A 21,100-nucleotide genomic window follows, 5' to 3' on the forward strand; every position below is an offset into this window, starting at 1 on the left:
GACCCATCCTACGTCTGCTCGTAGCGCATCCCTTATTGACCGAAGCAGTCCCAAAAAGTTCGAGCATTTTCATTTCTGGAGACTACGTAATCGTCAACGCCCCACTCCAGGCCCTCCAGAGCGAAGCTCGCCGACGAGACCACATTCCCGATTTTTAGAAGCACCTGCTTGATATCTAAAATTACTGGAAGCTGAAAAGATTTCCCAAGGCTGTGGGCGAGCTCGTTGTTGCGAAGTGCGCGCACACGCTTTAATTCGCCCGAGCGCTGTAGAATTTGCAAGTTATCGTGGAATACATCCCATTCTTCAACAACTTTTGCTGCTGACGTCTCCGCTTGGGCATTGGGAAAACCAAGTAAATCATCATACCAGTGCAGTGCTGCATTCTCGAAATCGCTCTTGTGTCCATCGACCAATCGAACCAATCGACTTAAAGAAAGTCTATCCGTTCCTGGATTGTCCGTCATTCTCGACACGTCCATGACAGCAAGGTTCAACATTGACCGCATAATATGATCAAAAGTCATCCCTGCGTGTCGTTGGCTTACTAGATCGTGCAAGCTTTTACGGTGCTCTTCGTTTTCGCCATTCCCTTGTTCGAAAACGGCGAGGCTTGTTATGCCAGCAGAAGTGTTTGAGCGCAGCGACTTTAAGATTCTGGAACTGTCAGACTTGAGATTTTCAAACGATTTGGCGCCGGACATATTTTTGTAATCCTCGAAGTTTTGTCAGCCTCGACATTTCAGTCGTAGAGAGAGCCAAACATCAATCAATCGGCTCCCTCACCTCACCGCTCTCAGACAAATAAATCTCGCCCCCCTTGTCCATAAATTCCTTGCTCTTCTCCACCACGCCTTTGCGGGGCTGGTCGGTCTTTCTCCCGAGCTAGGCACCTATTTCCCTTTTACCAGTTTCGATGTTACCGACCGAGCTGAGCAGGCGTTCGTGAAAGCAGCGCCTTTTTCGTTGACCGTACCCAAAACCAGATACTCTGTCCCAGGCTCAAAGACTTTGCCGCAATAGGCTGCGGCCTTGTCGTGGCGGACAAGGAAACGTTCATCGACTTCGCCCCCGAGAACTTCGATAACATCGAACATGGTTGCGAAAGGTGCGTCACCCGGACGATGGATGGTCCCGTCACAGACATCGCCTGATCCCCGAGCTTTGCCAAGAAATGCAAAATCGGCCTCAGCGAGTGCGAACTCAAAGGTCTGATCTGGACACACACATGCCTGCGCGTGTGCGAAATTGACGCCGCTGATAAAAGCGGCGGCAAGCAGAGCGCAGGCGCGGGAGATGATTCGTTTAATCAATGGCTTCCCGTGTTTCACCGGTTTCAGACAAATAAATCTCCCCGCCCTTGTCCATGAACTCTTTTGACTTCTCGGCCATGCCCGCTCTCGCGGCGGCGGCTTGTTTTTCGAGGTCGGCGCGTTCGTTGTCGGAGAGGCCGGCGGTGTAGTCGCGGACCTCTTGCGTGATCTTCATGCTGCAGAATTTGGGGCCGCACATGGAGCAGAAGTGGGCGACCTTGTGGGCCTCCTTGGGGAGGGTCTGGTCGTGGAAGTCGCGGGCGGTTTCGGGGTCCAGCGCCAGGTTGAACTGGTCTTCCCAGCGGAAATCGAAGCGGGCGCGGGAGACGGCATCGTCGCGCAGGTGGGCGGTCGGGTGGCCCTTGGCGAGATCTGCCGCGTGGGCAGCGAGCTTGTAGGTGATGACGCCGACCTTGACGTCGTCGCGGTCGGGCAGGCCGAGATGCTCCTTGGGCGTCACATAGCAGAGCATGGCCGTGCCGAACCAGCCGATCATCGCGGCGCCGATGCCGGACGTGATATGGTCATAGCCGGGCGCGATGTCTGTGGTGAGGGGGCCGAGCGTGTAGAAGGGCGCCTCGCCGCATTCGCGCAGCTGCTTGTCCATGTTGACCTTGATCTTGTGCATCGGCACGTGGCCGGGCCCTTCGATCATGACCTGGCAGCCTTTCGCCCAGGCGACCTTTGTCAGCTCCCCGAGGGTTTCGAGTTCGGCGAACTGGGCGGCGTCGTTGGCGTCGGCCGTGGCGCCGGGGCGCAGGCCATCGCCGAGGGAGAAGGAGACGTCATACTTGCGCATGATGTCGCAGATTTCCTCGAAATGGGTGTAGAGGAAGCTCTCTTTATGGTGGGCGAGCATCCATTTCGCCATGATCGAGCCGCCGCGCGAGACGATGCCGGTGACGCGATTGGCGGTGAGGTGGATATAGGCGAGGCGCACGCCTGCGTGGATGGTGAAATAGTCGACGCCCTGTTCGGCCTGCTCGATCAGCGTGTCGCGATAGATTTCCCAGGTAAGGTTTTCAGCGACGCCGTCGACCTTTTCCAGCGCCTGATAGATCGGCACGGTGCCGATGGGGACAGGGGAGTTGCGCAGGATCCATTCGCGCGTGTTGTGGATGTTACGGCCTGTCGAGAGGTCCATCACATTGTCGGCGCCCCAACGGATGGCCCAGACCATCTTGTCGACTTCCTCTTCCACCGATGAGGTGACGGCCGAGTTGCCGATGTTTGCGTTGATCTTGACAAGAAAGTTGCGGCCGATGATCTGCGGCTCAAGCTCGGCATGGTTGATGTTGCAGGGGATGATGGCGCGGCCAGCGGCGATCTCGTCGCGGACAAATTCGGGCGTGATGAATTCGGGGATATGGGCGCCGAAGCTTTGGCCGTCGGCGATGGTGGCGGCGGCGTCTTCGTGGGCCTCAGCGCGGCCCATGTTTTCGCGGGTGGCGACATAGACCATTTCCTTGGTGATGACGCCGGCCCTGGCGAATTCATATTGCGTGACCATGTGGCCATCGAGACCGCGCAGGGGCCGGTGGCGGACGGGGAATTCGCGGGCGAGGTATTTGCCATTGGCGCCGCCATTGTCTTCCGGCTTCACATGGCGGCCTTCGTATTCCTCGACGCCGCCGCGCTCGAGCACCCAGTCGCGGCGATCGCGGGCGAGGCCTTTTTCCACGTCGATGGTGACGGACGGGTCGGTATAGGGGCCGGACGTATCATAGACGGCGACGGGCGGCTCATTCGCGCTGGGGTGAAGGTCGATCTCGCGGTGCGGGACGGCGAGGTCCGGCAGCGGATGGGAATAGACCTTGCGGCTGGCGGGGAGGGGGCCCGTGGTGACGGTGGGCGTTTCGAAGGCGGACTGGTCGGCGGGCTTGTTCATTTGGCTGGCTTTCTTGCGTGATAGGTGAGGGCCATTGCGATGCAATGGGCGAGTTCGGCGCGCGGCAGGGGCGCGGTGATGTCGAGGTCGATGGCGCGGGTGCCGGAGAAGGCGAGCGTGTCGGCGTAGAGGTCGCGCCACTCGTTCACGAGCGTGGTGGAACAATGGACGAGGAGCTGGGCGGTGTTCGGCGCGGCGGGCTTCCAGCCGAGGCGGATGGTGGTGCCGCTTTTGGTGGCATTGGTGAGGTAGGCGGGCTCACCCCATTTCAGGGTTTCGGTGAGCGGGCCGACGCCTTGTGTTTTCTGCGCGGTGGCGCGGATGAGATCGCGTAGCTTCAGGAGGTAGGCGCGCGCAGGGGCTGGGAAAGCGTCAAAGGCGGCTTCCACACTTGGCGTGACGAGCGCGGCTTTGCTCATGACGGAAACCCTTTCGGGACGGCGGGCGAGAGGCCGAGTTCTTTCTGGAGTTTCTTGGTGAGGCCGGCGGCGACGAGGCGGTAGCTGTCGCGGATATAGGTGAGGAGTTCGGCGTCGGACATGGTCTCGTCGCCGGTGCGCTGGATCCATTTCATGCCGCGTGAGGCAAGATGCGGCGCGCCGCGGCAGCCGGGCTGCTCTTTCAGGATATGGAAGGCGATGGGCGTGACCTTGAAGGAGACGCCGGTGATCTCGCCGTCCGCGTCACCCGCAATGGCGTAGACTTTGCCGCCGATCTTCCAGACATGGGAGCCGCCCCACTGGCAGACATAGGTCGAGTGGGCGAGGGATTTGCAATGCGCTGTGAACTCGTCGAGCGTCAAGTCTGTCCTCCGTCCCTCGCGCCGGTATGAGCCGGATCAGGTTCAAAGGGTAACTCTCAGCCCGCGACCATCGCGGACACCCCTCGGATGGCTGAAATGATAGGCGGGTTGCGCCGGAATTGAAAGGGGGTGTGGTCTAAACTTAGGCATTTGCCTAAGTGACTTGACTCTCGGTCGGGCCGCGGAATAGATAGGCGTATGCCTAAGTATTCATCCGCTGACCCCATCGCCCTCGACCGAGGCTTTCAGGCGCTCGCTGATGCCACGCGGCGCGGTGTCATCGCGCAGCTGAGCCTTGGCGAGGCGAGCATCGCGGAACTGGCCGAGCCTTATGACATGGCGCTGCCGAGCTTTCTCCAGCATGTGCGCGTGCTGGAATCGGCCGGCCTCGTGTCGACGCGCAAGCAGGGCCGGGTGCGGCGGTGCCGTCTGGAGACCGCGCGACTGGCGGAACTCGATGGCTGGATCACGCAATACCAGCAGGCCTGGGCCGCGCGCCTCGACCGGCTGGGCAATTTTCTCGACACACCTGACAAGAAGGCAAGCAGACATGAGCCATGACACGATCCGCCACGACACCGTCACGATGGAGCGAACCTATGCCACCAGCCCGGCGCATGTGTTCGACGCCTGGGCCGATCCGGAGAAGCGTCGCATCTGGGGCTCGCCGTCCGATGAGATCGACCTCAGGATCGACGCTGAAGATTTTTCCGTGAACGGAGAGGATGTGACCAGCTGCATGATGGGCGAGGAAGCGATCGCGATCGTGCGGGCGCGCTACCATGACATCGTGCCTAACAGCCGGATCATCTACACAGAGAGTATCGCGGGCCTTGAGGCGCTGGAAGGTGTCAGCCTTGTCGCGGCGGAGTTCCTGCCGGACGGGCCGGGCACACGGCTGGTCCTCACGCTGCAGACACTGGCCGTGGACGGGTCGGACCTGCTCGCAGGGGTGCAGGAAGGGTGGGAGAGCGCGCTGCTTCGCCTGGGAACGCTCGTGGCGTAAGGCGGGCTCAGGCGGCCGCGCCGGGGCGCTGCATGACTTTCCGTGTGAGCCGCAGGAATGGGCGTTCGATATAGATGTGCGCCAAGGCAGCAGCGGGGATGCTGAGCGCGAAGATGGCGAGGACGAAGACCAGATTGCCGACGATGCCCGGCTCTGAATAGACGAGCCAGGTTTTCCAGCCTTCCGGGAGCCTGAGGCCTGCTTCGCGCGAGAGACGCTGCAGGCCGAGAATGATGATCGTGTGCACGAGGTAAAGCGCGTAGGACCAGTTGCCGAGCGCGACGCACCAGCCGGGGATGCGCAGGCCCCGGTTCTGCTCCATCACGACACTTCCATAGAGCAGGGCGCAGCAGGGCAGGGTGAAGACGCCCACCCGGCCCCATAGCAGCGACCTTGGCGTGGGAGTCGTGTAGAGAACCAGCGCAGCGACAAGTCCGGCCAATCCCAGCAGGAGGATGATGCGTGGCTGGATGTGAAGCCGGTGCGTCACCGCAAGGGCGACAAAGGCCCCGGCGATGAATTCCAGCGTCAGGTGCGAGGTGGCGAGCGCCAGAACCGGGCTCTCCAGGTTTGCGCCCTGAACCAGCCAGGAACCGAGCAGTGTCAGGCCCGCCCAGACGATGAGCAGGACCGGCAGGGCCGAGCGCCTGAACAGCAGTGCGAGACTGAAGATCATGTAAAAGAATAGCTCGTGGATGAGTGTCCAGCCGACTTTCAGCACCGGCATTTCCGACTGCGGCCAGAGCAGCAGGGATTTCAGGATATAGGCGGGCGGGTTGGTGATCAGGGCGGACTGATCGGGCGGCAGGGGCGCACCATAGGTGACGAGAAAATAGAGCGGCAGGATCAATGCGAAGACCCACCAGAGGGGATAGACCCGCGTGGCGCGCGCATAGAGGAAGCGCGCGACGGTCGGCAGGTCGCGGGTATAGTCGCGCGAGACATAGGTGAGAATGAAACCGGATATGACGAAGAACAGGTCGACACCGGCATAGCCGCGCGCCCAGATGCCCGGGGCGAGTTCTGCGGTCTGGGCGTGGAAGAAGACCACCATCACGGCGGCCAGCCCCCTTAGCGCCTGCACGCTGTCCAGCGTTGGTCTGGCCGGGGTGGAGTGGAGCTCAGGCATCGTCATTGCGCAACTCGGAGAGCCCTCCAGCTCAGGGGCTTGGGCGCCCCGGACGCAGCGACGCTTAGCGTGAATTGTGACGGAGTGAAAGGCGGAGCCGGGCGGGCTCAGGCGGCGGTCACCGGGGGCTTCAGGTCGATCCAGAGTTGTTCGGACTGGGCGAGCAGTGTGCCGTCTGCGGAGAACAGGCCCGTGGCGGCGCCGTGCTTGCGGCCTTCATCATAGAGGTGCCAGGCGGCGACGATGACCTCCTCGCCGGCGCGGGGGCGCGCGTGGATCTCGGCGATGATGCGGGCGAGCACCATGGGCCTGTCCTCAAAGCCAATGGCAAAGGCGCCGGGGCAGTCCAGCGCGGCCCAGAGGACTTCGCGCCTGATCTGGCCGGTCTTGTCTGCAAAGGCCTCAGACGGCGTCCATGTGTCGGCAACGCCGTCGAAGCCATCCGGCTTGCCCGTGAAGATGCAGAGGCCATCGTCTGTGCGCGCAGGGCCGCAGACGAAACAGGCCGGGAAGGCATGCGTTTCGACCGGGGGATAATGGTCGCGGCCCTTGCGGGCGATGGCGAGGGAGGGCGGCGGCGACGGCAGGGGCGCAAGCGGCGCAGCACGGCTGGCTGTCATGACAATCTGGTCGCCCTGTCGGCATTCGTATGCGTGCTCGCCTTGCGTGGGCACGAGACTGAGCGGCGTGTCGAGCGGCACAGACGCGCGGAGAGAAACCTCTGCCGGGCCATCAATCAGCTGCGCGGCAAGGCCGGCCGAGAAGCCGCCATTGCCCATGCCCGGTGGCCCGTTGAAACGGGCAGAGACGAACAGGCTGATGGCATCTGACATGGGCGCTCCGATCCGGCGCCTTGGGCCATAGCGGAGCGCCTGGGTCAATGCGGCCGGGCGCGGCCTCTTGGCGCGCCCGGCCGCATATGGGTCAGCCCTGGTAGCTGTCGTTCAACATCTTGAAGGTCTGGTCGAAGCGGCCTTCGCGTTCGGCGCTTCGGAGCATCTTGGCGCGCTCGACGGCAACTTCATCGGGTGTGTCCTCGATGCTGAAGCTTTCCATTGTTTCGGCGATGAAATCCTTGAGTGGCATGTAGACTTCGCGGGTCGACTGGCCGGGGGTGAGATCGGTCTGCACGCCGGGCGGGGCGAGCTCGATCAGCTCGACGTTTGTGTCTTGCAGCAGGTAGCGCAGCGATTGCGTCCAGGCGTGCAGGCCCGCCTTCGAGGCGCTGTAGGCGGGTGTGTGAGCCAGCGGCACATAGGCGAGGCCTGACGTGACGTTCACGACCCGCGCGACGGGCTGGGCGCGCAGGTGGGGCAGGAGGGCAGCCGTCAGGCGGATCGGGCCGAGGAGGTTGGTGGTGATCGTGTTCTCGGTGATGGTGAGGTCGACCGGATCGGCCAGCCAGTCTTCCTTGGCCATGATACCGGCATTGTTGAACAGCGTGTTCAGGGCGGGGAACTCCTTCACCAGTTCCGCGGCGAAGCGAGCAATGTCTTCGGCATTGGTCACATCCAGCGTGCGGGCGTGCATGCCGTCGCGATCCTTGATGGTTTCATTGAGGCTGGCAGACGTGCGGCCGGCGACGATGACCGTGTTGCCAAGGGCGTGGAGTTCACGGGCGAGTTCGCGGCCAATGCCGGACCCGCCGCCTGTCATCAGGATCGTGTTGCCTTTGGTTTTCATCGCATGTCTCCTTGTGTTCAGCGGTGTTGAGCTGAATATGGTGACATGCTCTCTTTGCGTAAGAAGGCACCTGAAAGAATTATACTTACCAAAAAGAGAGTATGCGTCATGGCAGGCATTTCATCGTTTACACCGGCGCAGATTGCCGAGGCGGAGCATCATCTCGATACGCCCTCGCCGGAGACCGACCCCAAGGTGGACCGACTGGTCAATGAGCTGATCGGACGTGTGGCCGACAAGTGGACCATGCTGATCCTGGAGGAGCTGAACGAAAAGGGTGTGATGCGCTTTTCCGAAATCGGGCGGGCGATTGAAGGCATCAGCCAGAAGATGCTGACGCAGACACTGCGCCTGATGGAACGCGACGGGCTGGTGACGCGGACGGTCTATCCGGTTGTGCCGCCAAAGGTGGAATATGCGCTGACGGCGCTGGGCGAGAGCCTTGGCGCGGCCTTTTGCGGCGTCTGGGTCTGGGCCGAGCGCCATCTCGAAGAGATCGAGGCGTCACGCGAGGCGTTTGATACGCGGGAGTAGGCGCGGCTTCTACTCCGGCGCGGCGTCCAGCTTTTCGACTGCGTCTCGCCAGACCTTTGCTGCATCCAGTTTTGTGTCGAAAGTCCGGTCCTCACCGGGCTGTGTGTAGAAAAATGCGGCGAGATAGGGCTTGGCTTTTTCCGCAAGCGGGCGGGCCTTGGCGTCCAGTTCGGCCTTCTTCACCTGCATCTTTTCTTCACTGAAGATGGGATCGCCGGCGAAGGCGTTGGACCAGTAGTAGCCCCCGCTGCCGTAATTCATCGCCTCCATGTAATTGTGGTTCCAGTGGGTGAGGGTTTCGACTTCCTGGCCATAGAGGCGGGCGAGGTAGAAATCCAGGTCGTGCCGATGGGTGGGGCAGGCGGCGTGCAGCGCTGTAAGGCGGTTCTCGGCCCATGTGAAAATGGGATCGCCATTTTTTCCCTTTATGGATTTGTCCCACAGGCTGACTTCACTCTCAAGTCGGCTATCCGAATGGTCGGCATAGGGACATATGCCGAGTGGTTCACCGGAAATGGCGGGGTGGATACGGCCCGATCCGGCCATGGCGGTGAGATAGGGCAGGGCCGTTCCGGTCAGTACCCCGGTGGCGGTGCTATAGCCGAAGTAACTGGCTTCGCTGCCATCGGCTTGTTTGAGGACACTGGGGTCCTGCTTGGTATTCCAGGCATAGTCGCTCTGCCGGATCGCCGTCAGCATCACCGTCATGTAGCGGTCCAGCACATCCAGATCATTCGTCGTGCGTACGGCCGCGCTCATCAGCGTGGCGGCGATCGCCTGCGCGTCAGGCCGGTCGGGGCAGGTTTCGATCGCCCATTCTGCCATTGTGACAATCGCGACGGGGTCTTTCTGCGTGCCCTGCCGGATCGCGGTTTCCATGTCGTAGAGCCGCTGTTCGGCATCGGCCGGGCAGGCGCTGTCGGGCGCGGCATGGGCGGCTGGCAGGCAGGTCGCCAGCGCCGTGAGGCCAAGTGAGAAAAGCGTGCGGGTCAGTGGGTGGGTCATGGGGCGTTCCGGGGTGGCGGCGTTGGCGGCGCGGTCAGTTGTCAGTGATAAGTTTCTTCATGTTTGCAATGTCGGCCGGCACGTTAAATTTCCAGTCTGCAAGGGGCGGCTCGAGACCGGCATAGGTCATGAAGTCTTCGAGTTCGGTCACCGCATGTCCCGCGAGTTCGACCGCCTTTTCGTTATGGGTCATCGTGTGCTGCTCTGTGGCGGCATGGGCATAAAGCTCACCGAGTTCATATGTCAGCCGGGGACGCACGAAATCGCAGGCATCGCGCAGGGCCCGCAGGCGATTGGTCGCGAAAGTGACCTCGCCATCCCAGCGGTTCTCGGCCGCATCGCGCAGAGCTTTCGCCTCTTTCAGCACACGGTCCTCAGCACTTGGCGGGAAAGGGCATTCTGCGAGCGGCGCGCCCGTGAACATCGGGTGGACGGTCCCGGTATCGGCTAGCGTCAGCAATTGGGGTATGATCGACTTGTAATGATAGTCGGTGACCGCGCTGTAGGTATCGACCTGGCTCGCGCTGCCATCGGGGAGGGTAATCGTAACGCTCGGAATCTCGACTCGCCAGGCGCGGCCATTGTTGATCACGGCTTCATAGGCTTTGGAGAGGGCAACCAGCTGGGATTCACCTGGCGGGAATGCTTTTGCCACCGCATCAAGCAGCGGAACGGCGAGGCCATTCACGTCAGTCCGGTCTGAGCATTGGTCTACCGCTGCCGCGGCGTACTGAAATACTTTGACCGTATCGTGTTCGAGGCCGCTCTTAACCTGGTAGCCGAGATTATAGAGGTTCTGCTCGGTCTGGGCCGGGCAGGCGGCGGCCTCTTCGGCGCTAGCTGGGGCGTGGGTGACAAGCGCGAACAGGGCGGCAGCAAAAGTGAAACGAAGCATGGGTCATGGCTCTCCTTGTCGCAATCCTAGCCACGGCGCGGGCGGACGTCATGACCCCTGGAGGGGATGGCAGGCCGTGGGCAGCGTCAGTTCTGCAGGGCCTGCTCGGTGCCGCTGGTCCAGCCGACGAGGATGTCGGCGCCGGTGTCGATGACGGGGCGCTTGATCAGGGTCGGGTTTTCGATGAGGAGGGCGGCGGCTCCGTCGCCGAGGGCCTTGGCCTGTTGGTCGGTGGTGAGGCCGCGCCATGTGGTCGAGCGGCGGTTGACGAGCGCCTCGGCGCCGACGGCTTTCAGCCAGGTGGGTACGCGCTCGGCCAGGTCTGCCTCTTCGCGGATATCGACGAAGGCGACCTCATGGTCAGCGGCGGTCAGCGCCTGCATGGCCTTCTTGCAGGAGTCGCAATTCTTCAGGCCGTAAAGCGTCAGGGGCGGATTGGACATTTCAACGCGTCTTTCTATGCATATTCAGGGGCAAAAAGAGGCGAATTCCGGAAGCAATGCAAGCGGAGGATGACGCGGCTCCACCCGCCATCAGCCCCCGCCGGCACCGGCGGCCATCGCGCCCGCCTTCATGATGGCGAGGGTTTTGAAGCTGTTACTGGCATCAATGAATTCGTTTGAGACGATTTTTCCGCCCGGGTTGAGCCTGGCGCGCCCTTTGACCCAATACGCGGCGCCGTCCGCTCCGGTAAACGAAAGCGTGCCCTCGCCTTCATTGCCATCGCCCGAGGCGAGACAGCTGTTCAGCTCAAATTGCTTGTTGTTCCTCATCCAGACAACAGCACTGGATTCGGCCTCAAGCCGGGATTCCAGTGCACTTTCGATTATGGATGCGTTTTGATCGCTGCATTGGCCTTCACCGGTCGCCTGAAGCGCTCCGGCGAGGACGCCAAGCACGAGAGCCATGTTTTTCGTGAAATGTCTGATCGTCATGGGTCCCTATATGGTGCCGAGCACGGCGATAACCAAACCGAAGGCCATGGTGACGAGGCCGAAGCCGCGCACATGGTCGTCCTCCGGCATCATCCAGCGGCCGAGGGCGAGGATGGGCTTTGGCCAGGCGAGAAGGAGCAGGCTTTCCACCACCATCACGGCGGCGATGAATGTGCTGATGCCCTGCGTGACCGTGCTGAAGCCGTCAGTGAAAGCGAGCACGCCCGCGCCAAGGAAGAACATGAAGGCGCCGGTGACGTAAGCCACTTCCGGGCTGTTCTCGAAGGCGGCAAGCAGGCGGCCCGCGCGGGCAGGCTCGATCACCATGCCGGTTCCTGCGGCGAGGGCATAGATTCCAAAGATGACGCAAACCGTGTCGGCAATCATGGCGCAGGCTCCTGCATTGACCTTAGCCTAGCATAGGTCTGGCGCAGGGCCGAATTGTGTCAGGGCGCGTCCGTGACAACGGCGACGATGGGGCCGAGGTCGAGGCCGGGTTCGTCGCGCTGGAGGTCGGCGGCGTAGAGGCGCGAGACGACGCCGTCGAGATAGAGCGCATTGGGCGTGCCGAGCTGGTCGCGGAAGAGGCGGGCGAAACTGTGGAAGTTAACGGCTGTGTCGCTGATGGCAAAGTAGAGCGTCTTTCCATCTGCGCTGAGGCCGACGCCATTGCGGCGTTTCTTGCTGGGGCCGTTCTCGTTGAAGTCCGGATGCAGTTGGCCGTCCAGCACGAGCATGGGGCCGGACTGGGAGGCATAGCGTGGCGGCGCGGCATCGAAGCGCGCGGCATAGGCATTGGTTTCTGTAACGCCTGCTGCGCCGCCGTCGATCCAGAAGACGCCATTGGGCAGCATGCCAAAATTGCCGGGACCGGCGGATTTGACGAGCGGGGCCAGCTGCACGCCGTCTTCGACATAGAGGCCGACGGCGCGCCGGTCGTCATGATACATGCCGCCATTCATGGCGAAGGCGAGGGCGTATCCGTCTGACTGGAGCGTGTCGCGCAGCCGGTCGAACTGGGCATAGGGCGCCCCGTCCGGATGGGTGAGGAAGAGGCGTATGTCGGTGGTGGCGACGTCATAGGCGCAGACCGTGTAGGGCGTTGCATCGAACGTGACCGGGTTGCAGGCATGCGCGGCTGGGGGCTTGCAGGCGACAAGAAGGGCCAGCGCGAGGGCGCCAAGGAGTATTCCGAGGGGCTTCCGGGGGTATTCGTGGACCATTCCCGGACGCTAGCGGGCGTTCGTGGCAAATTCCAGACAGGGGAAGCGCAGAATTCTGTGGGGCGTTTGGGATGCCGGGGAAGGGTCGCGCTGGCGGACGGTGTGGGCTAGGCTGCGGCCAGCCCCGCCCCAATGGTGCGGCCCTGCCATAAGGAGGCCGCCATGGCCGAGAAATTCGAACGCCACCGCCAGCCATGGACAACCGACGAGGTGCAGAAGCTGCACACGCTGGCCAAGAAAGGCATGGGGCTCAAAGCCATCAGCAAGGCGATGACGCGCAGCGAGGAATCGATCCACACGCGCGCGAAGCTGGACAAGCTCAAGATTGCGAAACTGCGCTAGGCGGGGCGGCTCAATAGGGCAGGTCGTGCGGTTGGATGTCTGTGAAATCCGGTTCCGGGGTTTGGTCAAAGCGCACGCTCAGGATGGTCTGCTCTCCGTGGGCGAGGGCTTTCGTGATTCTGTGCATGCCATCCATGAGTCGACCCTCCGCGCAGAGGATGATGGGGTATTGAAGGTCTGCCGCCATCATTAGCTTGAAGTGCTCGGCGATGGCTCGGCAGGAGGGTGTGTCGCCCTCTGAAAACCAGTAGGTTTCATCCAGCTCGGCAATCTGATCGAGTGCAATGGCCTTCGGTGCAAGTGAGGCAGACAAGGTGACCAGCCGATCAACATCCCAGGCGTAGGAACCGTTGCGGCTGGGCCTGAAGTGATATTGTTTTCTCATGCGTATCTCACTTTGTCTGCCGGATCGTTGAGAGACTTATCATGTGGCTGCTTTTGACCTGTGCTGAAACCGGGTCACATTCTCCATGCTTGATCTCGGTCGAGGCAGAATATCGCGTCTTGTGGCGGCGTCACTTGGCCAACGGCCTCCATCGTCACCCCGGTACACAAGGCCCGCAAGCCAAAGCCTGCCCAACCGTGCGAGACGACGACATGGATGCCGCCTTGTTCTTGTACGCTGGACAGCCAGTCCTGAAGCCTGCCGAGAAACGCTGCCCTGTTCTCGCCTCCTGGCGCTCTGAAGCCCCAATCGAACTGTCCCGGGCCATCAAACGCTCCGGGGCAGGCTGCCGTTATTTCGTCAGCTGTCAGACCACTCCAGTCACCTATGTCGATCTCGGCAATCCTCCAGTCGAATACTATTTCAGGGCACCCTATCTCCTGATTTATGATCTGGGCCGTCTGTCGCGTACGGCCGAGGGGGCTGGCGTGGAACTGAAAAGGTCTGCCGGCTAATATCGTCCGTAGCCGCTCTCCCATCGACAAGGCCTGCGCTTCTCCTCGCTCAGTCAGGTTTGAGTCCTTTTGCCCCTGATAGACTTTCTGCCGATTGAGTTCGGTTTCTCCATGGCGAACGAGATAGATCATGATTTACCTTTATGGCCTTGTCGGCTCACCATGAGCAGATCGTCGTGCGATTGACTAGGGCGAGCGGAAATGGTCGCAATGACTGGATGAAACGCGTCTTGGGCATCATTCTGGCGGTTATGGTCGCGCTTGGGCTTTGGGCCACGGTGGTGGTTGTCGGGGCGCGGGAGGGGTGGTGGCGACCCATGGTGGCGGAGCGGGGGGATGCAGAGGCGTTCCTGCTCTGGGCTGAGGGGCGATATGCGGCGGAGTCCGAGGGCAATATGGCCATCGTTCTGCTGGAAGGCGGGCAGGCGTCAGGCAGCTGGTTCGCATCGCAGGGGCGCCCGGTGAATGCGGAGTCTCTGTTTCAGGTCGCTTCGGTCAGCAAATGGCTGACGGCGTGGGGCGTGATGACGCTTGTCGAGGACGGGCGGGTGGACCTTGATGCGCCGGTCTCGCGCTATCTGACGCGCTGGACGCTGCCGCCGGGCGCGTTTGACAATGATCAGGTGACGGTGCGCCGCTTGCTGAGCCATAGCGCGGGCCTGACGGATGGGCTCGGCTTTCTCGGTTTTGGCCCGGATGTGGACCTGCCGTCCATTGTGGATGAGCTGACCGATCCGGTGGACGCCTATCCGGGCCGGAGCGGTGTTGTGCGCGTCGGCGCGCGGGCGGACGGGACATGGCGCTATTCGGGCGGCGGGTATCTTGTCCTGCAACTGGTCATCGAGGAGGTGTCGGGCGAGGCATTCAACGATTACATGCGCCGCGCCGTGTTTTCGCCGCTGGGGATGAGCGCGTCGACGTTTGTTGATCCCGATCCGGAGCATCTTGCGGAGATCTATGCGGCGGACGGATCAGAGGCAGTGCATTACAGGTTTACCGCCACGGGAGCGGCCTCGCTCTATACGTCTGTCGCTGACATGACACGGTTTCTGGAGGCGCAGGTGGCGACACCGGGCGCGGCGCCGGGGTGCGGTGTGCTGAGCCCGGAGACGTTGGCAGCGATGGCCGCGCCGGAGGCGTTTGTTTATAGCCTGCCGGTCTGGGGCCTTGGCGAATCCCTCTATGCGCCGAACGGGGCGGGCGGCTTTGTCATCGGGCATGATGGCAGCAACTTCCCGGCCATCAACACAACCGCGCGCCTCGACCCGGCAACGGGCAATGGCTTGATCGTGCTGTCGTCGGGCCATGCCACGCTGGCCAGCGAGATCGGCGGCGAATGGGTGCACTGGCAGACAGGGAAGGTGGGGCTTGATACAATCGTACTGTTCGACTTGCGCCGCATCCTGATCGTATTTGCGTCAGGCGCGCTGGTGATTATCGCGGGTGGGGTGGCGTTTATATGGTTCGGTCGGCGGCGAGCGGGGGCGACGTGACAGTCGATCAAGTGCGGCTGCGTTCAAAGCTCTCAATGTCATCGGCAATTTCTGCCCATGAGACGCGTGATTGTGTCCATATTTGGTGGGTCGGGTGAACAATTGATGCATCGTCGATGACGCCCGCCTTCACGTAAATGAACTCCGGGTGTCGCGCGGATGATGTATAGACCGGTGAGCCACAAGCGACACAGAAATGACGCGTCAGTGCGTGGCCGCTCTCACCAACTTTTGCGAACTCGCCGAGTGTTCCCCGCTCCAAATCAAACCGGGCTTCGACGAACCGGACTGAAAGGGCGTAAGCCGCTCCTGTACAGCGACGACAATCTGCGCAATGGCAATAGCCCGCAGGCCCGATTTCTCCATCATACGTGAACCGTACGTTTCCGCACAAACATCCACCCGTCACAGCCATGTCTCTTCTCCCAATGCCGCCCTCACGCCTCCGGCGAGGCGGCCGCTTCCAGGGCTTCGCGGCGTTTTTCGGCGGCGGATTTCTTGACGCTTTCGGAGCGGAGCTGGCCGCAGGCGGCGTCGATGTCGCGGCCGCGCGGGGTGCGGATGGGCGAGGCGTAGCCGGCCCGGTTCACGATCTCGGCGAAGGCTTCGATGGTTTCCCAGTCGGAACATTCATAGGGGCTGCCCGGCCAGGGGTTGAACGGGATCAGGTTGATCTTGGCAGGCACACCCTTCAGCAGGCGGACAAGCTCGCGCGCCTCGGCCTGCGTGTCATTGATGCCTTTCAGCATGACATATTCGAACGTGACGCGGCGCGAGTTGCCACTGCCCGGATAGGCGCGGATGGCCTCGAACAGCATTTGCAGGTCGTACTTGCGGTTGATCGGCACCAGCTCGTTGCGCAGGTCGTCATTTGTGGCGTGCAGCGAGATGGCGAGCATGGCGTTTGTGCGCTCACCCAGCTCGGGGATTTTCGGGGCGACGCCGGCGGTGGAGACGGTGATGCGGCGCCGGCCGATGGAAATGCCGTCGCCGTCCGAGATCGTGTCGATGGCGGCGGCGACGTTATCCAGATTATAGAGCGGCTCGCCCATGCCCATGAAGACGATATTGGTGAGGTTGCGTGCTTCGATGGAGGAGGGCCATTCATTGAGCGCGTCGCGGGCAATCATGACCTGCGCGGTGATTTCCTGCGCGGTGAGATTGCGCACGAGGGCCTGCGTGCCGGTATGGCAGAAGGTGCAGTTCAGTGTGCAGCCGACCTGGGACGAGACGCAGAGCGCCCCGCCATCCATGCCGACACTGGGAATGTAGACGCTTTCGCCTTCAACGCCGGGCTGGAAGCGCGACAGCCATTTCTGGGTGCCATCCTTCGAGACCTGATGATCGGCGATCTCCGGGCGGTCGAGCGTGAAGCGCGCGGCGAGTTCTGCGCGCAGCTCCTTGCCGATATCGGTCATGCCCTCGAAGCTGGTGGCGCCGAAATACTGGCTCCAGCGCGAAATCTGCTTGGCGCGCATGGAGGCCTTCTTGGGGTCGAGCCCCATGGCCTCAAGCTCTGCCTTCAACGCAGGCAGGGGCATTCCGGCCAGGGAACGTTGGCCCTGGGGCTGGTCGGGCTTGCGAGAGAGATCGAGTGTGATTGTCATGAAATCGCGCTATAGCATGGGCTGACCGGCGCAGAAACCGTCGGCGGCAGGGCATTATGGACGGAAGTTAATGTGGCAGCCTTTAATTTGCCACACGCGCAACCGAAAGCCCGGTTCACGCGTATTGAACGCTTATCAACGGGGCTGAGTTAAAAAAACCCTGCCCGCAATTTGGAGGATCTCCATGAGACATCTCATTCTTGGCGCAGTCGCGCTCGCCCTTATCCCTACAGCTTGTGAAACCGGCCCAAGCAACCGTGTCCTGATCGGTTCCGGCGCTGGCGCCATTGCAGGCGCAGGCCTCGGCACGCTGGCGGGCGGTGATGACGGCCGTAACGCAGCCATCGGCGCTGTTGTCGGCGCGATCGCCGGCGGTGCCGCTGGCGCGTACATGGACAAGCAGGAGCGCGAACTGCGCGCCGCAACGGCCGGTACCGGCATCGAAGTGGCCCGTAATGGCGACCAGATTGCCCTGACCATGCCATCGAACGTGACGTTCAACGTGAACAGCGCAGAAATCCTGCCGGGCTTCTACCAGTCGCTCAACGATGTCTCGAACACGATCGTCAACTATCCGTCGACGGCTGTCGACATTGTTGGCCATGCCAGCTCCGATGGTGATGATGCCTATAACCAGGCCCTGTCCGAGCGCCGCGCCAATTCGGTCAAATCCTACCTGATCAATCAGGGCGTGACCCCGGTTCGCCTTCAGGCCTATGGCATGGGTGAAACCCAGCCGATCGCCGACAACTCGACCGAAGCTGGCCGCCGCGCCAACCGCCGCGTCGAGATCATCCTGACGCCGATCACCGAAAGCTGATTTGCAGCCTGAAAAGGCCAGAGTTACGAAACGCCCGTCAGCCTCGCGCTGGCGGGCGTTTCCTTTTTTCGGCCATCGACCTCAATTCGCGCTGGCCAAGGCGGGGCGAAACATGAAACGTGGCGCGATGCTGGCGCCTGCCCCCCCTCCAGAACCCGGCCGACGGCTGGGACGGCCCTCGGCCTATCGCGGTTTCGGTTCTGAAATCGTCCATCACCTGTGTGGATTTTACTTGCGCCTTGGCGGGTGGCGACTGATCGATGACTGGCCGGCCGATCCGAAAATGGTGATCCTGGCCGCGCCGCATACGTCCAACTGGGACGGGATCAACATGCTGGCGGTGGCCGGCTGGTACCGCGTCAAGCTGAGCTATATGGGCAAGAAATCGCTGACGACGGGGCCTTTTGGCTGGCTGGTAAAGCGGACGGGATGCATTCCCATCGAGCGGGGCCAGTCAACGGATATTGTTGGCCAGATGCGGGCGGCGTTTGCCGCAGCCGACAGCCTGTTCCTGGCCGTGGCACCAGAAGGCACGCGCCAGCGGGCAACCCAGTGGAAGAGCGGCTATTATCACATCGCTCATTCGGCCGGCGTTCCGCTTCTGATGTCGGAGCTCGACTATGGCACGCGCACGGTGCGCCTGGCAGGGCCGATGCAGACAAGCGGTGATTTCGCGGCTGACCTTCCGGCCATTCTTGCCCCTTACAGCACCGCCAAGGGGCTCAATGCGGACCAGTTCACCCTTCCGGACGCCGTAGACTAGCGGCAGATGGCGGCGGCCTTGTCGATGGCGGCGGAAGAGCCCTTCAGCGAAAAGTGATAGGCGACCTGCGTATTGCGCTCGGACACGGCTTCCACGCGCAGTTCGGAGCCCTTTTTGAGGGCATCAACGATGCGCTTGTCGTCGGAATCGCTGGCAAAGGCTTCCTGTCCGACAGAGAAAAGCGACCATGAAGACCGGCCGACGCTGGCTTTTCCACCGGAACTTTCGCGCAATTTGAAGCCTACTTTAAGGCTTGGCTGGTTGCGCGCGCGGCCAGACTTCCAATTGGTGACATAGTACCAGACTTCGCCATGATCGGCGGATGCGGGCGCCTTGTCCGTCGCCGCTGTTGCGGCGTAACACACTGTTTCTCCAGCATTTGTGTCGGTGAATACCGACCAGTCATTGAACCGGCCAATGGCCGTTGGCTGGGCCATGGCGCAAGGCGCCAAAAAGGCGAGGAAAAGTCCAAGACTCGCGATTCGGTTGTAATGTGCCATAAAATATTGCATACTCGATACATTATCCCCGTGATATGATTGAGGTTCAGTCTTATGGCAACAGAGTTAAGGCCAAACTACGACAGGGTTGCACACGTGCCGCAGAGCGCGAAAACCGTCGCCTGTGGTTGCACGCCGGAGGCGCACAGTCGATACTGTATCAATAACCTATCAAGGGGAGCGAATTTGAAAGCCACAATGGTCCGCACGGCTGACCTGGCGCAACGCGAACGCCATGCGTCCTGCATGAGCCGTATCGCGAGCGACCAGTCGCGCGAGGCTTTTGCGGAGCTGTTCGAGTTCTTTGCGCCCCGCCTGAAAAGCTACATGCAGCGGCTGGGGGCCAATGCGTCCGAGGCCGAGGAACTTGTGCAGGACGTGATGATCACGGTCTGGCGCAAGGCCGAGATGTATGACTCGCGGCAGGCCTCCGTTTCGACATGGATTTTCCGCGTGGCGCGCAATCGCCGCATCGACGCCCAGCGCCGAACGTCGCGCCCGGAGCTGGAACCGGACGAGCCAATGCTGCAACCGGCTGCCACTGAGCTGCCCGATGTGGCTGTCGCGCGTGGCCAGATGGAAGAAAAAGTGCGCGCAGAGATGGCAAACCTGCCTGAAGAACAGTTGGTATTGCTGCAAGCGGCATTTTATGATGGCCTCTCACATTCCGAGATTGCGGAAGTCTATGGTATCCCCTTGGGGACCGTTAAGAGCCGTATACGTTTGGCCTTTGCCAGGATGCGCGGAGGTCTTGATGCGCCCAACTAGTTTGTCTTTCACAGTGCGTGGAGCTGCCTGATGACTGATCCTGCTTCCCAATATAGCGAGCTCTATGCGGCCTATGCGGCTGGTACGCTCGATCCGGGCTATGCGCTGATGGTCGAGACGCAAGGCGCGCTGCGCGATGACGTGCGCCAGTCCGTGGCCGTGAGCGAAGCGGCGGCCGGCATGCTGCTGGAAGCCGAAGAGGCTGCGCCCATGGCTGAAGGGGCACTGGACCGGGTATTTGCCGCCATTGATGCGGGCGCTGCAAAAACGCCTCAGCGCGCTGCTGCCGACATGCCGGAGATCAACGATATCGAACGCCTGCCCGAGCCGGTGGTGAAGCTCGCCCGCGACGCTTTTGCGCGCGGCGGATGGAAACGGCCTGCACGGGGCATCAGCCGGTTGAATCTCGATATTGGCAGCGATGCCCGGGTGGAACTGTATCGGATCCAGCCCGGCGCGACGGTGCCGCGGCATACGCATGGCGCGCAGGAATATACGCTCGTTCTTGCAGGCGGCTACAGCGATGCCACGGGCAGCTATGGTCCCGGCGATCTGGCTGTGAAAGGCCCTGATGATACGCATGTGCCCGTCGGTGACGAGGGCGAGGTTTGCTACGCGCTGATCATCCATGGTGGCCTGCGCCTGACCGGTGCGATGGGGATCGTTCAGCGCTTGCTGGGGCGCTGATCAGGCGCGCCCGTGATCGGCGGGCCTGCCATCGCCGCCCAGGCCACCCGGCATGATGGGCCGCGGGGCATAGCCGCCCATTGAGAGGTGGCGGTCATACATGACAAGCGCGCCAGCCAGGCTGACATTGATGCAGAACTTGGTCGGGATTTTCACGACATGAGCGCAGCGGGCGAGGATTTCGTCCGACAGGTTGCCCTTTTCGGGGCCGAGAATGTAGGCGGCCTGCGGCGGATGGCGGAAGGTTGGCAGCATGACGGCGTCGTCGGTCAGTTCGATACCAACGAGTTGGCAGCCCCGGGGCATTTGCATCTCGTCGACTGAATCCCATTGGTAATAGGGGATTTGTCCCGCCGATTTTGACGTGTCGGCCTGATAGGCATCGCGCAGGCGATGTTCGGCATCGATCGAGAACACGTAGCTCGCGCCGAAGGCATTGGCCGTGCGCATCAGGGCGCCGAGGTTCATCGGCTTTGAGATGCGTTCCGAACCGATCGAGAAATAGCCGCGCATGTCAGATCACTCCAAGGGCAAACCGTCCCATGATCAGGATCAGCAGGATCAGGACGGGGGCAATGAGGGATGCGCGCCGGGCAAGGCGCAGGTGCGAGAGGGGATTGGGATAGGTCTTGGCGAGGTGAATGGCCGCCTCGCTGGCCTGGGCAGGGCTGGCTGCCTCGACTACGGCAAGCCGGTAGGCGGCATCGGTGGGGAGGCCGCCAAACTTGTCGGCCAGTGCGCGGCGCAGCGCGACCGAGATGATCATCCGCATCTGTGCGGCAAGGGCAAAGGCGAAAATGGCCATTC

The 21,100-nt window shown here is 61.9% G+C and carries 30 protein-coding genes and 1 riboswitch; of the genes, 9 read left to right on the top strand and 21 right to left on the bottom strand.

Annotated elements, in window-relative coordinates; translation table 11 throughout:
• Positions 1 to 32: 32 nt before the first annotated feature.
• The 5 genes from HOC_RS08815 to HOC_RS08835 form a co-directional block, all read right to left on the bottom strand.
• Complete coding sequence (locus HOC_RS08815; RefSeq protein ID WP_035537647.1) at positions 33 to 704, bottom strand: AbiU2 domain-containing protein; 672 nt, start codon at positions 702 to 704, stop codon at positions 33 to 35.
• 189 nt (positions 705 to 893) lie between these two features.
• Positions 894 to 1,313 carry a hypothetical protein gene (locus HOC_RS08820; RefSeq protein ID WP_035537648.1) on the bottom strand — a complete coding sequence of 140 codons (420 nt, stop codon included), beginning with the start codon at positions 1,311 to 1,313 and terminating at the stop codon, positions 894 to 896.
• A complete protein-coding gene (thiC, locus tag HOC_RS08825) occupies positions 1,306 to 3,201 on the bottom strand; it encodes a phosphomethylpyrimidine synthase ThiC (protein ID WP_035537649.1) in 1,896 nt (631 codons plus the stop codon). The genes HOC_RS08820 and thiC overlap by 8 nt, the downstream gene beginning before the upstream one ends.
• On the bottom strand, positions 3,198 to 3,620 hold the full coding sequence (locus tag HOC_RS08830) for a DUF1801 domain-containing protein (RefSeq protein ID WP_035537650.1): 423 nt from the start codon (positions 3,618 to 3,620) through the stop codon (positions 3,198 to 3,200). Before HOC_RS08830 ends, thiC begins: the two co-directional genes overlap by 4 nt.
• The gene (locus HOC_RS08835) at positions 3,617 to 4,003 is read right to left on the bottom strand and encodes an MmcQ/YjbR family DNA-binding protein (protein ID WP_035537651.1); all 387 of its coding nucleotides are present in this window, start codon (positions 4,001 to 4,003) and stop codon (positions 3,617 to 3,619) included. The genes HOC_RS08830 and HOC_RS08835 overlap by 4 nt, the downstream gene beginning before the upstream one ends.
• Positions 3,999 to 4,097, bottom strand: a riboswitch (TPP riboswitch). (Overlaps the previous gene by 5 nt.)
• Before the next feature lie 104 nt (positions 4,098 to 4,201).
• Between HOC_RS08835 and HOC_RS08840 the strand changes: the two genes are divergently transcribed.
• Positions 4,202 to 4,564 (top strand): ArsR/SmtB family transcription factor, encoded by a 363-nt coding sequence (locus HOC_RS08840; RefSeq protein WP_035537652.1) that lies wholly within the window; start codon positions 4,202 to 4,204, stop codon positions 4,562 to 4,564.
• A complete protein-coding gene (locus tag HOC_RS08845) occupies positions 4,554 to 5,009 on the top strand; it encodes an SRPBCC domain-containing protein (RefSeq protein ID WP_035537655.1) in 456 nt (151 codons plus the stop codon). The genes HOC_RS08840 and HOC_RS08845 overlap by 11 nt, the downstream gene beginning before the upstream one ends.
• 7 nt (positions 5,010 to 5,016) lie before the next feature.
• Here HOC_RS08845 and HOC_RS08850 read toward each other — a convergent pair whose 3' ends face one another.
• The 3 genes from HOC_RS08850 to HOC_RS08860 all read right to left on the bottom strand — a co-directional run bounded on the left by HOC_RS08850 (position 5,017) and on the right by HOC_RS08860 (position 7,821).
• Positions 5,017 to 6,144, bottom strand: a complete 1,128-nt coding sequence (locus HOC_RS08850; RefSeq protein WP_035537657.1) for an acyltransferase family protein — start codon at positions 6,142 to 6,144, stop codon at positions 5,017 to 5,019.
• Between the two features lie 101 nt (positions 6,145 to 6,245).
• Positions 6,246 to 6,971: a hypothetical protein gene (locus tag HOC_RS08855; RefSeq protein WP_051624671.1), complete on the bottom strand. Its 726-nt coding sequence runs from the start codon at positions 6,969 to 6,971 to the stop codon at positions 6,246 to 6,248.
• 91 nt (positions 6,972 to 7,062) lie between these two features.
• Positions 7,063 to 7,821 carry an SDR family oxidoreductase gene (locus HOC_RS08860; RefSeq protein WP_035537659.1) on the bottom strand — a complete coding sequence of 253 codons (759 nt, stop codon included), beginning with the start codon at positions 7,819 to 7,821 and terminating at the stop codon, positions 7,063 to 7,065.
• A 108-nt stretch (positions 7,822 to 7,929) separates the two neighbouring features.
• Between HOC_RS08860 and HOC_RS08865 the strand changes: the two genes are divergently transcribed.
• Positions 7,930 to 8,355, top strand: a complete 426-nt coding sequence (locus HOC_RS08865) for a winged helix-turn-helix transcriptional regulator (protein ID WP_035537660.1) — start codon at positions 7,930 to 7,932, stop codon at positions 8,353 to 8,355.
• A 9-nt stretch (positions 8,356 to 8,364) separates the two neighbouring features.
• On the opposite strand, the gene HOC_RS08870 is transcribed toward HOC_RS08865, so the two are convergent.
• The 6 genes from HOC_RS08870 to HOC_RS08895 form a co-directional block, all read right to left on the bottom strand.
• A complete protein-coding gene (locus HOC_RS08870) occupies positions 8,365 to 9,360 on the bottom strand; it encodes a hypothetical protein (protein WP_035537661.1) in 996 nt (331 codons plus the stop codon).
• A 34-nt stretch (positions 9,361 to 9,394) separates the two neighbouring features.
• Positions 9,395 to 10,255, bottom strand: a complete 861-nt coding sequence (locus HOC_RS08875) for a hypothetical protein (RefSeq protein ID WP_035537662.1) — start codon at positions 10,253 to 10,255, stop codon at positions 9,395 to 9,397.
• An 86-nt stretch (positions 10,256 to 10,341) separates the two neighbouring features.
• A complete protein-coding gene (locus HOC_RS08880; protein WP_035537664.1) occupies positions 10,342 to 10,698 on the bottom strand; it encodes an ArsC/Spx/MgsR family protein in 357 nt (118 codons plus the stop codon).
• Between the two features lie 90 nt (positions 10,699 to 10,788).
• Positions 10,789 to 11,190, bottom strand: a complete 402-nt coding sequence (locus HOC_RS08885; protein WP_035537665.1) for a hypothetical protein — start codon at positions 11,188 to 11,190, stop codon at positions 10,789 to 10,791.
• Positions 11,191 to 11,196: 6 nt separating this feature from the next.
• Positions 11,197 to 11,577, bottom strand: coding sequence for a DUF2065 family protein (locus HOC_RS08890; protein ID WP_035537669.1), 381 nt, complete (start codon positions 11,575 to 11,577; stop codon positions 11,197 to 11,199).
• A 59-nt stretch (positions 11,578 to 11,636) separates the two neighbouring features.
• On the bottom strand, positions 11,637 to 12,413 hold the full coding sequence (locus HOC_RS08895; protein ID WP_084146226.1) for a phosphodiester glycosidase family protein: 777 nt from the start codon (positions 12,411 to 12,413) through the stop codon (positions 11,637 to 11,639).
• A gap of 162 nt (positions 12,414 to 12,575) precedes the next feature.
• Here HOC_RS08895 and HOC_RS08900 point away from each other — a divergent pair, with 162 nt between their 5' ends.
• Positions 12,576 to 12,755 carry a hypothetical protein gene (locus HOC_RS08900; protein ID WP_035537671.1) on the top strand — a complete coding sequence of 60 codons (180 nt, stop codon included), beginning with the start codon at positions 12,576 to 12,578 and terminating at the stop codon, positions 12,753 to 12,755.
• Between the two features lie 10 nt (positions 12,756 to 12,765).
• On the opposite strand, the gene HOC_RS08905 is transcribed toward HOC_RS08900, so the two are convergent.
• Both HOC_RS08905 and HOC_RS08910 read right to left on the bottom strand, forming a co-directional pair.
• Entirely contained in the window at positions 12,766 to 13,140 is a 375-nt protein-coding gene (locus HOC_RS08905) for a hypothetical protein (protein WP_035537674.1), read from the bottom strand.
• 74 nt (positions 13,141 to 13,214) lie between these two features.
• Positions 13,215 to 13,787, bottom strand: a complete 573-nt coding sequence (locus HOC_RS08910) for a histidine phosphatase family protein (protein ID WP_035537676.1) — start codon at positions 13,785 to 13,787, stop codon at positions 13,215 to 13,217.
• A gap of 11 nt (positions 13,788 to 13,798) precedes the next feature.
• Here HOC_RS08910 and HOC_RS08915 point away from each other — a divergent pair, with 11 nt between their 5' ends.
• Positions 13,799 to 15,148, top strand: coding sequence for a serine hydrolase domain-containing protein (locus HOC_RS08915; RefSeq protein WP_206741554.1), 1,350 nt, complete (start codon positions 13,799 to 13,801; stop codon positions 15,146 to 15,148).
• Between the two features lie 7 nt (positions 15,149 to 15,155).
• Here HOC_RS08915 and HOC_RS21760 read toward each other — a convergent pair whose 3' ends face one another.
• Complete coding sequence (locus HOC_RS21760; RefSeq protein WP_084146227.1) at positions 15,156 to 15,563, bottom strand: GFA family protein; 408 nt, start codon at positions 15,561 to 15,563, stop codon at positions 15,156 to 15,158.
• Between the two features lie 22 nt (positions 15,564 to 15,585).
• Positions 15,586 to 16,755, bottom strand: a complete 1,170-nt coding sequence (gene rlmN / locus HOC_RS08920; RefSeq protein WP_035537682.1) for a dual-specificity RNA methyltransferase RlmN — start codon at positions 16,753 to 16,755, stop codon at positions 15,586 to 15,588.
• A gap of 184 nt (positions 16,756 to 16,939) precedes the next feature.
• Between rlmN and HOC_RS22815 the strand changes: the two genes are divergently transcribed.
• Together HOC_RS22815 and HOC_RS08930 are read left to right on the top strand one after the other, a co-directional pair.
• The gene (locus tag HOC_RS22815) at positions 16,940 to 17,575 is read left to right on the top strand and encodes a YiaD family glycine zipper/OmpA-like lipoprotein (RefSeq protein WP_199285880.1); all 636 of its coding nucleotides are present in this window, start codon (positions 16,940 to 16,942) and stop codon (positions 17,573 to 17,575) included.
• 112 nt (positions 17,576 to 17,687) lie between these two features.
• Positions 17,688 to 18,338, top strand: a complete 651-nt coding sequence (locus HOC_RS08930) for a 1-acyl-sn-glycerol-3-phosphate acyltransferase (protein ID WP_084146228.1) — start codon at positions 17,688 to 17,690, stop codon at positions 18,336 to 18,338.
• Here HOC_RS08930 and HOC_RS08935 read toward each other — a convergent pair.
• The gene (locus HOC_RS08935) at positions 18,335 to 18,775 is read right to left on the bottom strand and encodes an invasion associated locus B family protein (protein ID WP_156950434.1); all 441 of its coding nucleotides are present in this window, start codon (positions 18,773 to 18,775) and stop codon (positions 18,335 to 18,337) included. The two genes, HOC_RS08930 and HOC_RS08935, sit on opposite strands and share 4 nt — an antisense overlap.
• Positions 18,776 to 19,024: 249 nt before the next feature.
• On the opposite strand from HOC_RS08935, the gene HOC_RS08940 reads away from it, so the two are divergent.
• Positions 19,025 to 19,606: a sigma-70 family RNA polymerase sigma factor gene (locus HOC_RS08940; RefSeq protein WP_241766954.1), complete on the top strand. Its 582-nt coding sequence runs from the start codon at positions 19,025 to 19,027 to the stop codon at positions 19,604 to 19,606.
• Positions 19,607 to 19,636: 30 nt separating this feature from the next.
• The gene (locus HOC_RS08945) at positions 19,637 to 20,293 is read left to right on the top strand and encodes a ChrR family anti-sigma-E factor (protein ID WP_035537686.1); all 657 of its coding nucleotides are present in this window, start codon (positions 19,637 to 19,639) and stop codon (positions 20,291 to 20,293) included.
• On the opposite strand, the gene HOC_RS08950 is transcribed toward HOC_RS08945, so the two are convergent.
• Together HOC_RS08950 and HOC_RS08955 are read right to left on the bottom strand one after the other, a co-directional pair.
• On the bottom strand, positions 20,294 to 20,806 hold the full coding sequence (locus tag HOC_RS08950; RefSeq protein ID WP_051624674.1) for an RNA methyltransferase: 513 nt from the start codon (positions 20,804 to 20,806) through the stop codon (positions 20,294 to 20,296). It abuts the gene before it with no gap.
• A gap of 1 nt (position 20,807) precedes the next feature.
• A complete protein-coding gene (locus HOC_RS08955) occupies positions 20,808 to 21,098 on the bottom strand; it encodes a hypothetical protein (protein WP_035537688.1) in 291 nt (96 codons plus the stop codon).
• Positions 21,099 to 21,100: the final 2 nt, after the last annotated feature.

Origin of the sequence: Hyphomonas oceanitis SCH89, from assembly GCF_000685295.1 — a bacterium.
In the GTDB taxonomy this organism is placed as follows: Bacteria; Pseudomonadota; Alphaproteobacteria; order Caulobacterales; family Hyphomonadaceae; genus Hyphomonas; species Hyphomonas oceanitis.

Bases quoted from the DNA above. Each gene is read 5' to 3' on its own strand.
- HOC_RS08815 (WP_035537647.1), bottom strand. From the start codon at position 704: ATGTCCGGCGCCAAATCGTTTGAAAATCTCAAGTCTGACAGTTCCAGA.
- thiC (WP_035537649.1), bottom strand. From the start codon at position 3,201: ATGAACAAGCCCGCCGACCAGTCCGCCTTCGAAACGCCCACCGTCACC.
- HOC_RS08830 (WP_035537650.1), bottom strand. From the start codon at position 3,620: ATGAGCAAAGCCGCGCTCGTCACGCCAAGTGTGGAAGCCGCCTTTGAC.
- HOC_RS08840 (WP_035537652.1), top strand. From the start codon at position 4,202: ATGCCTAAGTATTCATCCGCTGACCCCATCGCCCTCGACCGAGGCTTT.
- HOC_RS08845 (WP_035537655.1), top strand. From the start codon at position 4,554: ATGAGCCATGACACGATCCGCCACGACACCGTCACGATGGAGCGAACC.
- HOC_RS08850 (WP_035537657.1), bottom strand. From the start codon at position 6,144: ATGACGATGCCTGAGCTCCACTCCACCCCGGCCAGACCAACGCTGGAC.
- HOC_RS08855 (WP_051624671.1), bottom strand. From the start codon at position 6,971: ATGTCAGATGCCATCAGCCTGTTCGTCTCTGCCCGTTTCAACGGGCCA.
- HOC_RS08860 (WP_035537659.1), bottom strand. From the start codon at position 7,821: ATGAAAACCAAAGGCAACACGATCCTGATGACAGGCGGCGGGTCCGGC.
- HOC_RS08865 (WP_035537660.1), top strand. From the start codon at position 7,930: ATGGCAGGCATTTCATCGTTTACACCGGCGCAGATTGCCGAGGCGGAG.
- HOC_RS08870 (WP_035537661.1), bottom strand. From the start codon at position 9,360: ATGACCCACCCACTGACCCGCACGCTTTTCTCACTTGGCCTCACGGCG.
- HOC_RS08875 (WP_035537662.1), bottom strand. From the start codon at position 10,255: ATGCTTCGTTTCACTTTTGCTGCCGCCCTGTTCGCGCTTGTCACCCAC.
- HOC_RS08880 (WP_035537664.1), bottom strand. From the start codon at position 10,698: ATGTCCAATCCGCCCCTGACGCTTTACGGCCTGAAGAATTGCGACTCC.
- HOC_RS08885 (WP_035537665.1), bottom strand. From the start codon at position 11,190: ATGACGATCAGACATTTCACGAAAAACATGGCTCTCGTGCTTGGCGTC.
- HOC_RS08890 (WP_035537669.1), bottom strand. From the start codon at position 11,577: ATGATTGCCGACACGGTTTGCGTCATCTTTGGAATCTATGCCCTCGCC.
- HOC_RS08895 (WP_084146226.1), bottom strand. From the start codon at position 12,413: ATGGTCCACGAATACCCCCGGAAGCCCCTCGGAATACTCCTTGGCGCC.
- HOC_RS08900 (WP_035537671.1), top strand. From the start codon at position 12,576: ATGGCCGAGAAATTCGAACGCCACCGCCAGCCATGGACAACCGACGAG.
- HOC_RS08905 (WP_035537674.1), bottom strand. From the start codon at position 13,140: ATGAGAAAACAATATCACTTCAGGCCCAGCCGCAACGGTTCCTACGCC.
- HOC_RS08910 (WP_035537676.1), bottom strand. From the start codon at position 13,787: ATGATCTATCTCGTTCGCCATGGAGAAACCGAACTCAATCGGCAGAAA.
- HOC_RS08915 (WP_206741554.1), top strand. From the start codon at position 13,799: ATGGCCTTGTCGGCTCACCATGAGCAGATCGTCGTGCGATTGACTAGG.
- HOC_RS21760 (WP_084146227.1), bottom strand. From the start codon at position 15,563: ATGGCTGTGACGGGTGGATGTTTGTGCGGAAACGTACGGTTCACGTAT.
- rlmN (WP_035537682.1), bottom strand. From the start codon at position 16,755: ATGACAATCACACTCGATCTCTCTCGCAAGCCCGACCAGCCCCAGGGC.
- HOC_RS22815 (WP_199285880.1), top strand. From the start codon at position 16,940: ATGAGACATCTCATTCTTGGCGCAGTCGCGCTCGCCCTTATCCCTACA.
- HOC_RS08930 (WP_084146228.1), top strand. From the start codon at position 17,688: ATGAAACGTGGCGCGATGCTGGCGCCTGCCCCCCCTCCAGAACCCGGC.
- HOC_RS08935 (WP_156950434.1), bottom strand. From the start codon at position 18,775: ATGGCCCAGCCAACGGCCATTGGCCGGTTCAATGACTGGTCGGTATTC.
- HOC_RS08945 (WP_035537686.1), top strand. From the start codon at position 19,637: ATGACTGATCCTGCTTCCCAATATAGCGAGCTCTATGCGGCCTATGCG.
- HOC_RS08950 (WP_051624674.1), bottom strand. From the start codon at position 20,806: ATGCGCGGCTATTTCTCGATCGGTTCGGAACGCATCTCAAAGCCGATG.
- HOC_RS08955 (WP_035537688.1), bottom strand. From the start codon at position 21,098: ATGGCCATTTTCGCCTTTGCCCTTGCCGCACAGATGCGGATGATCATC.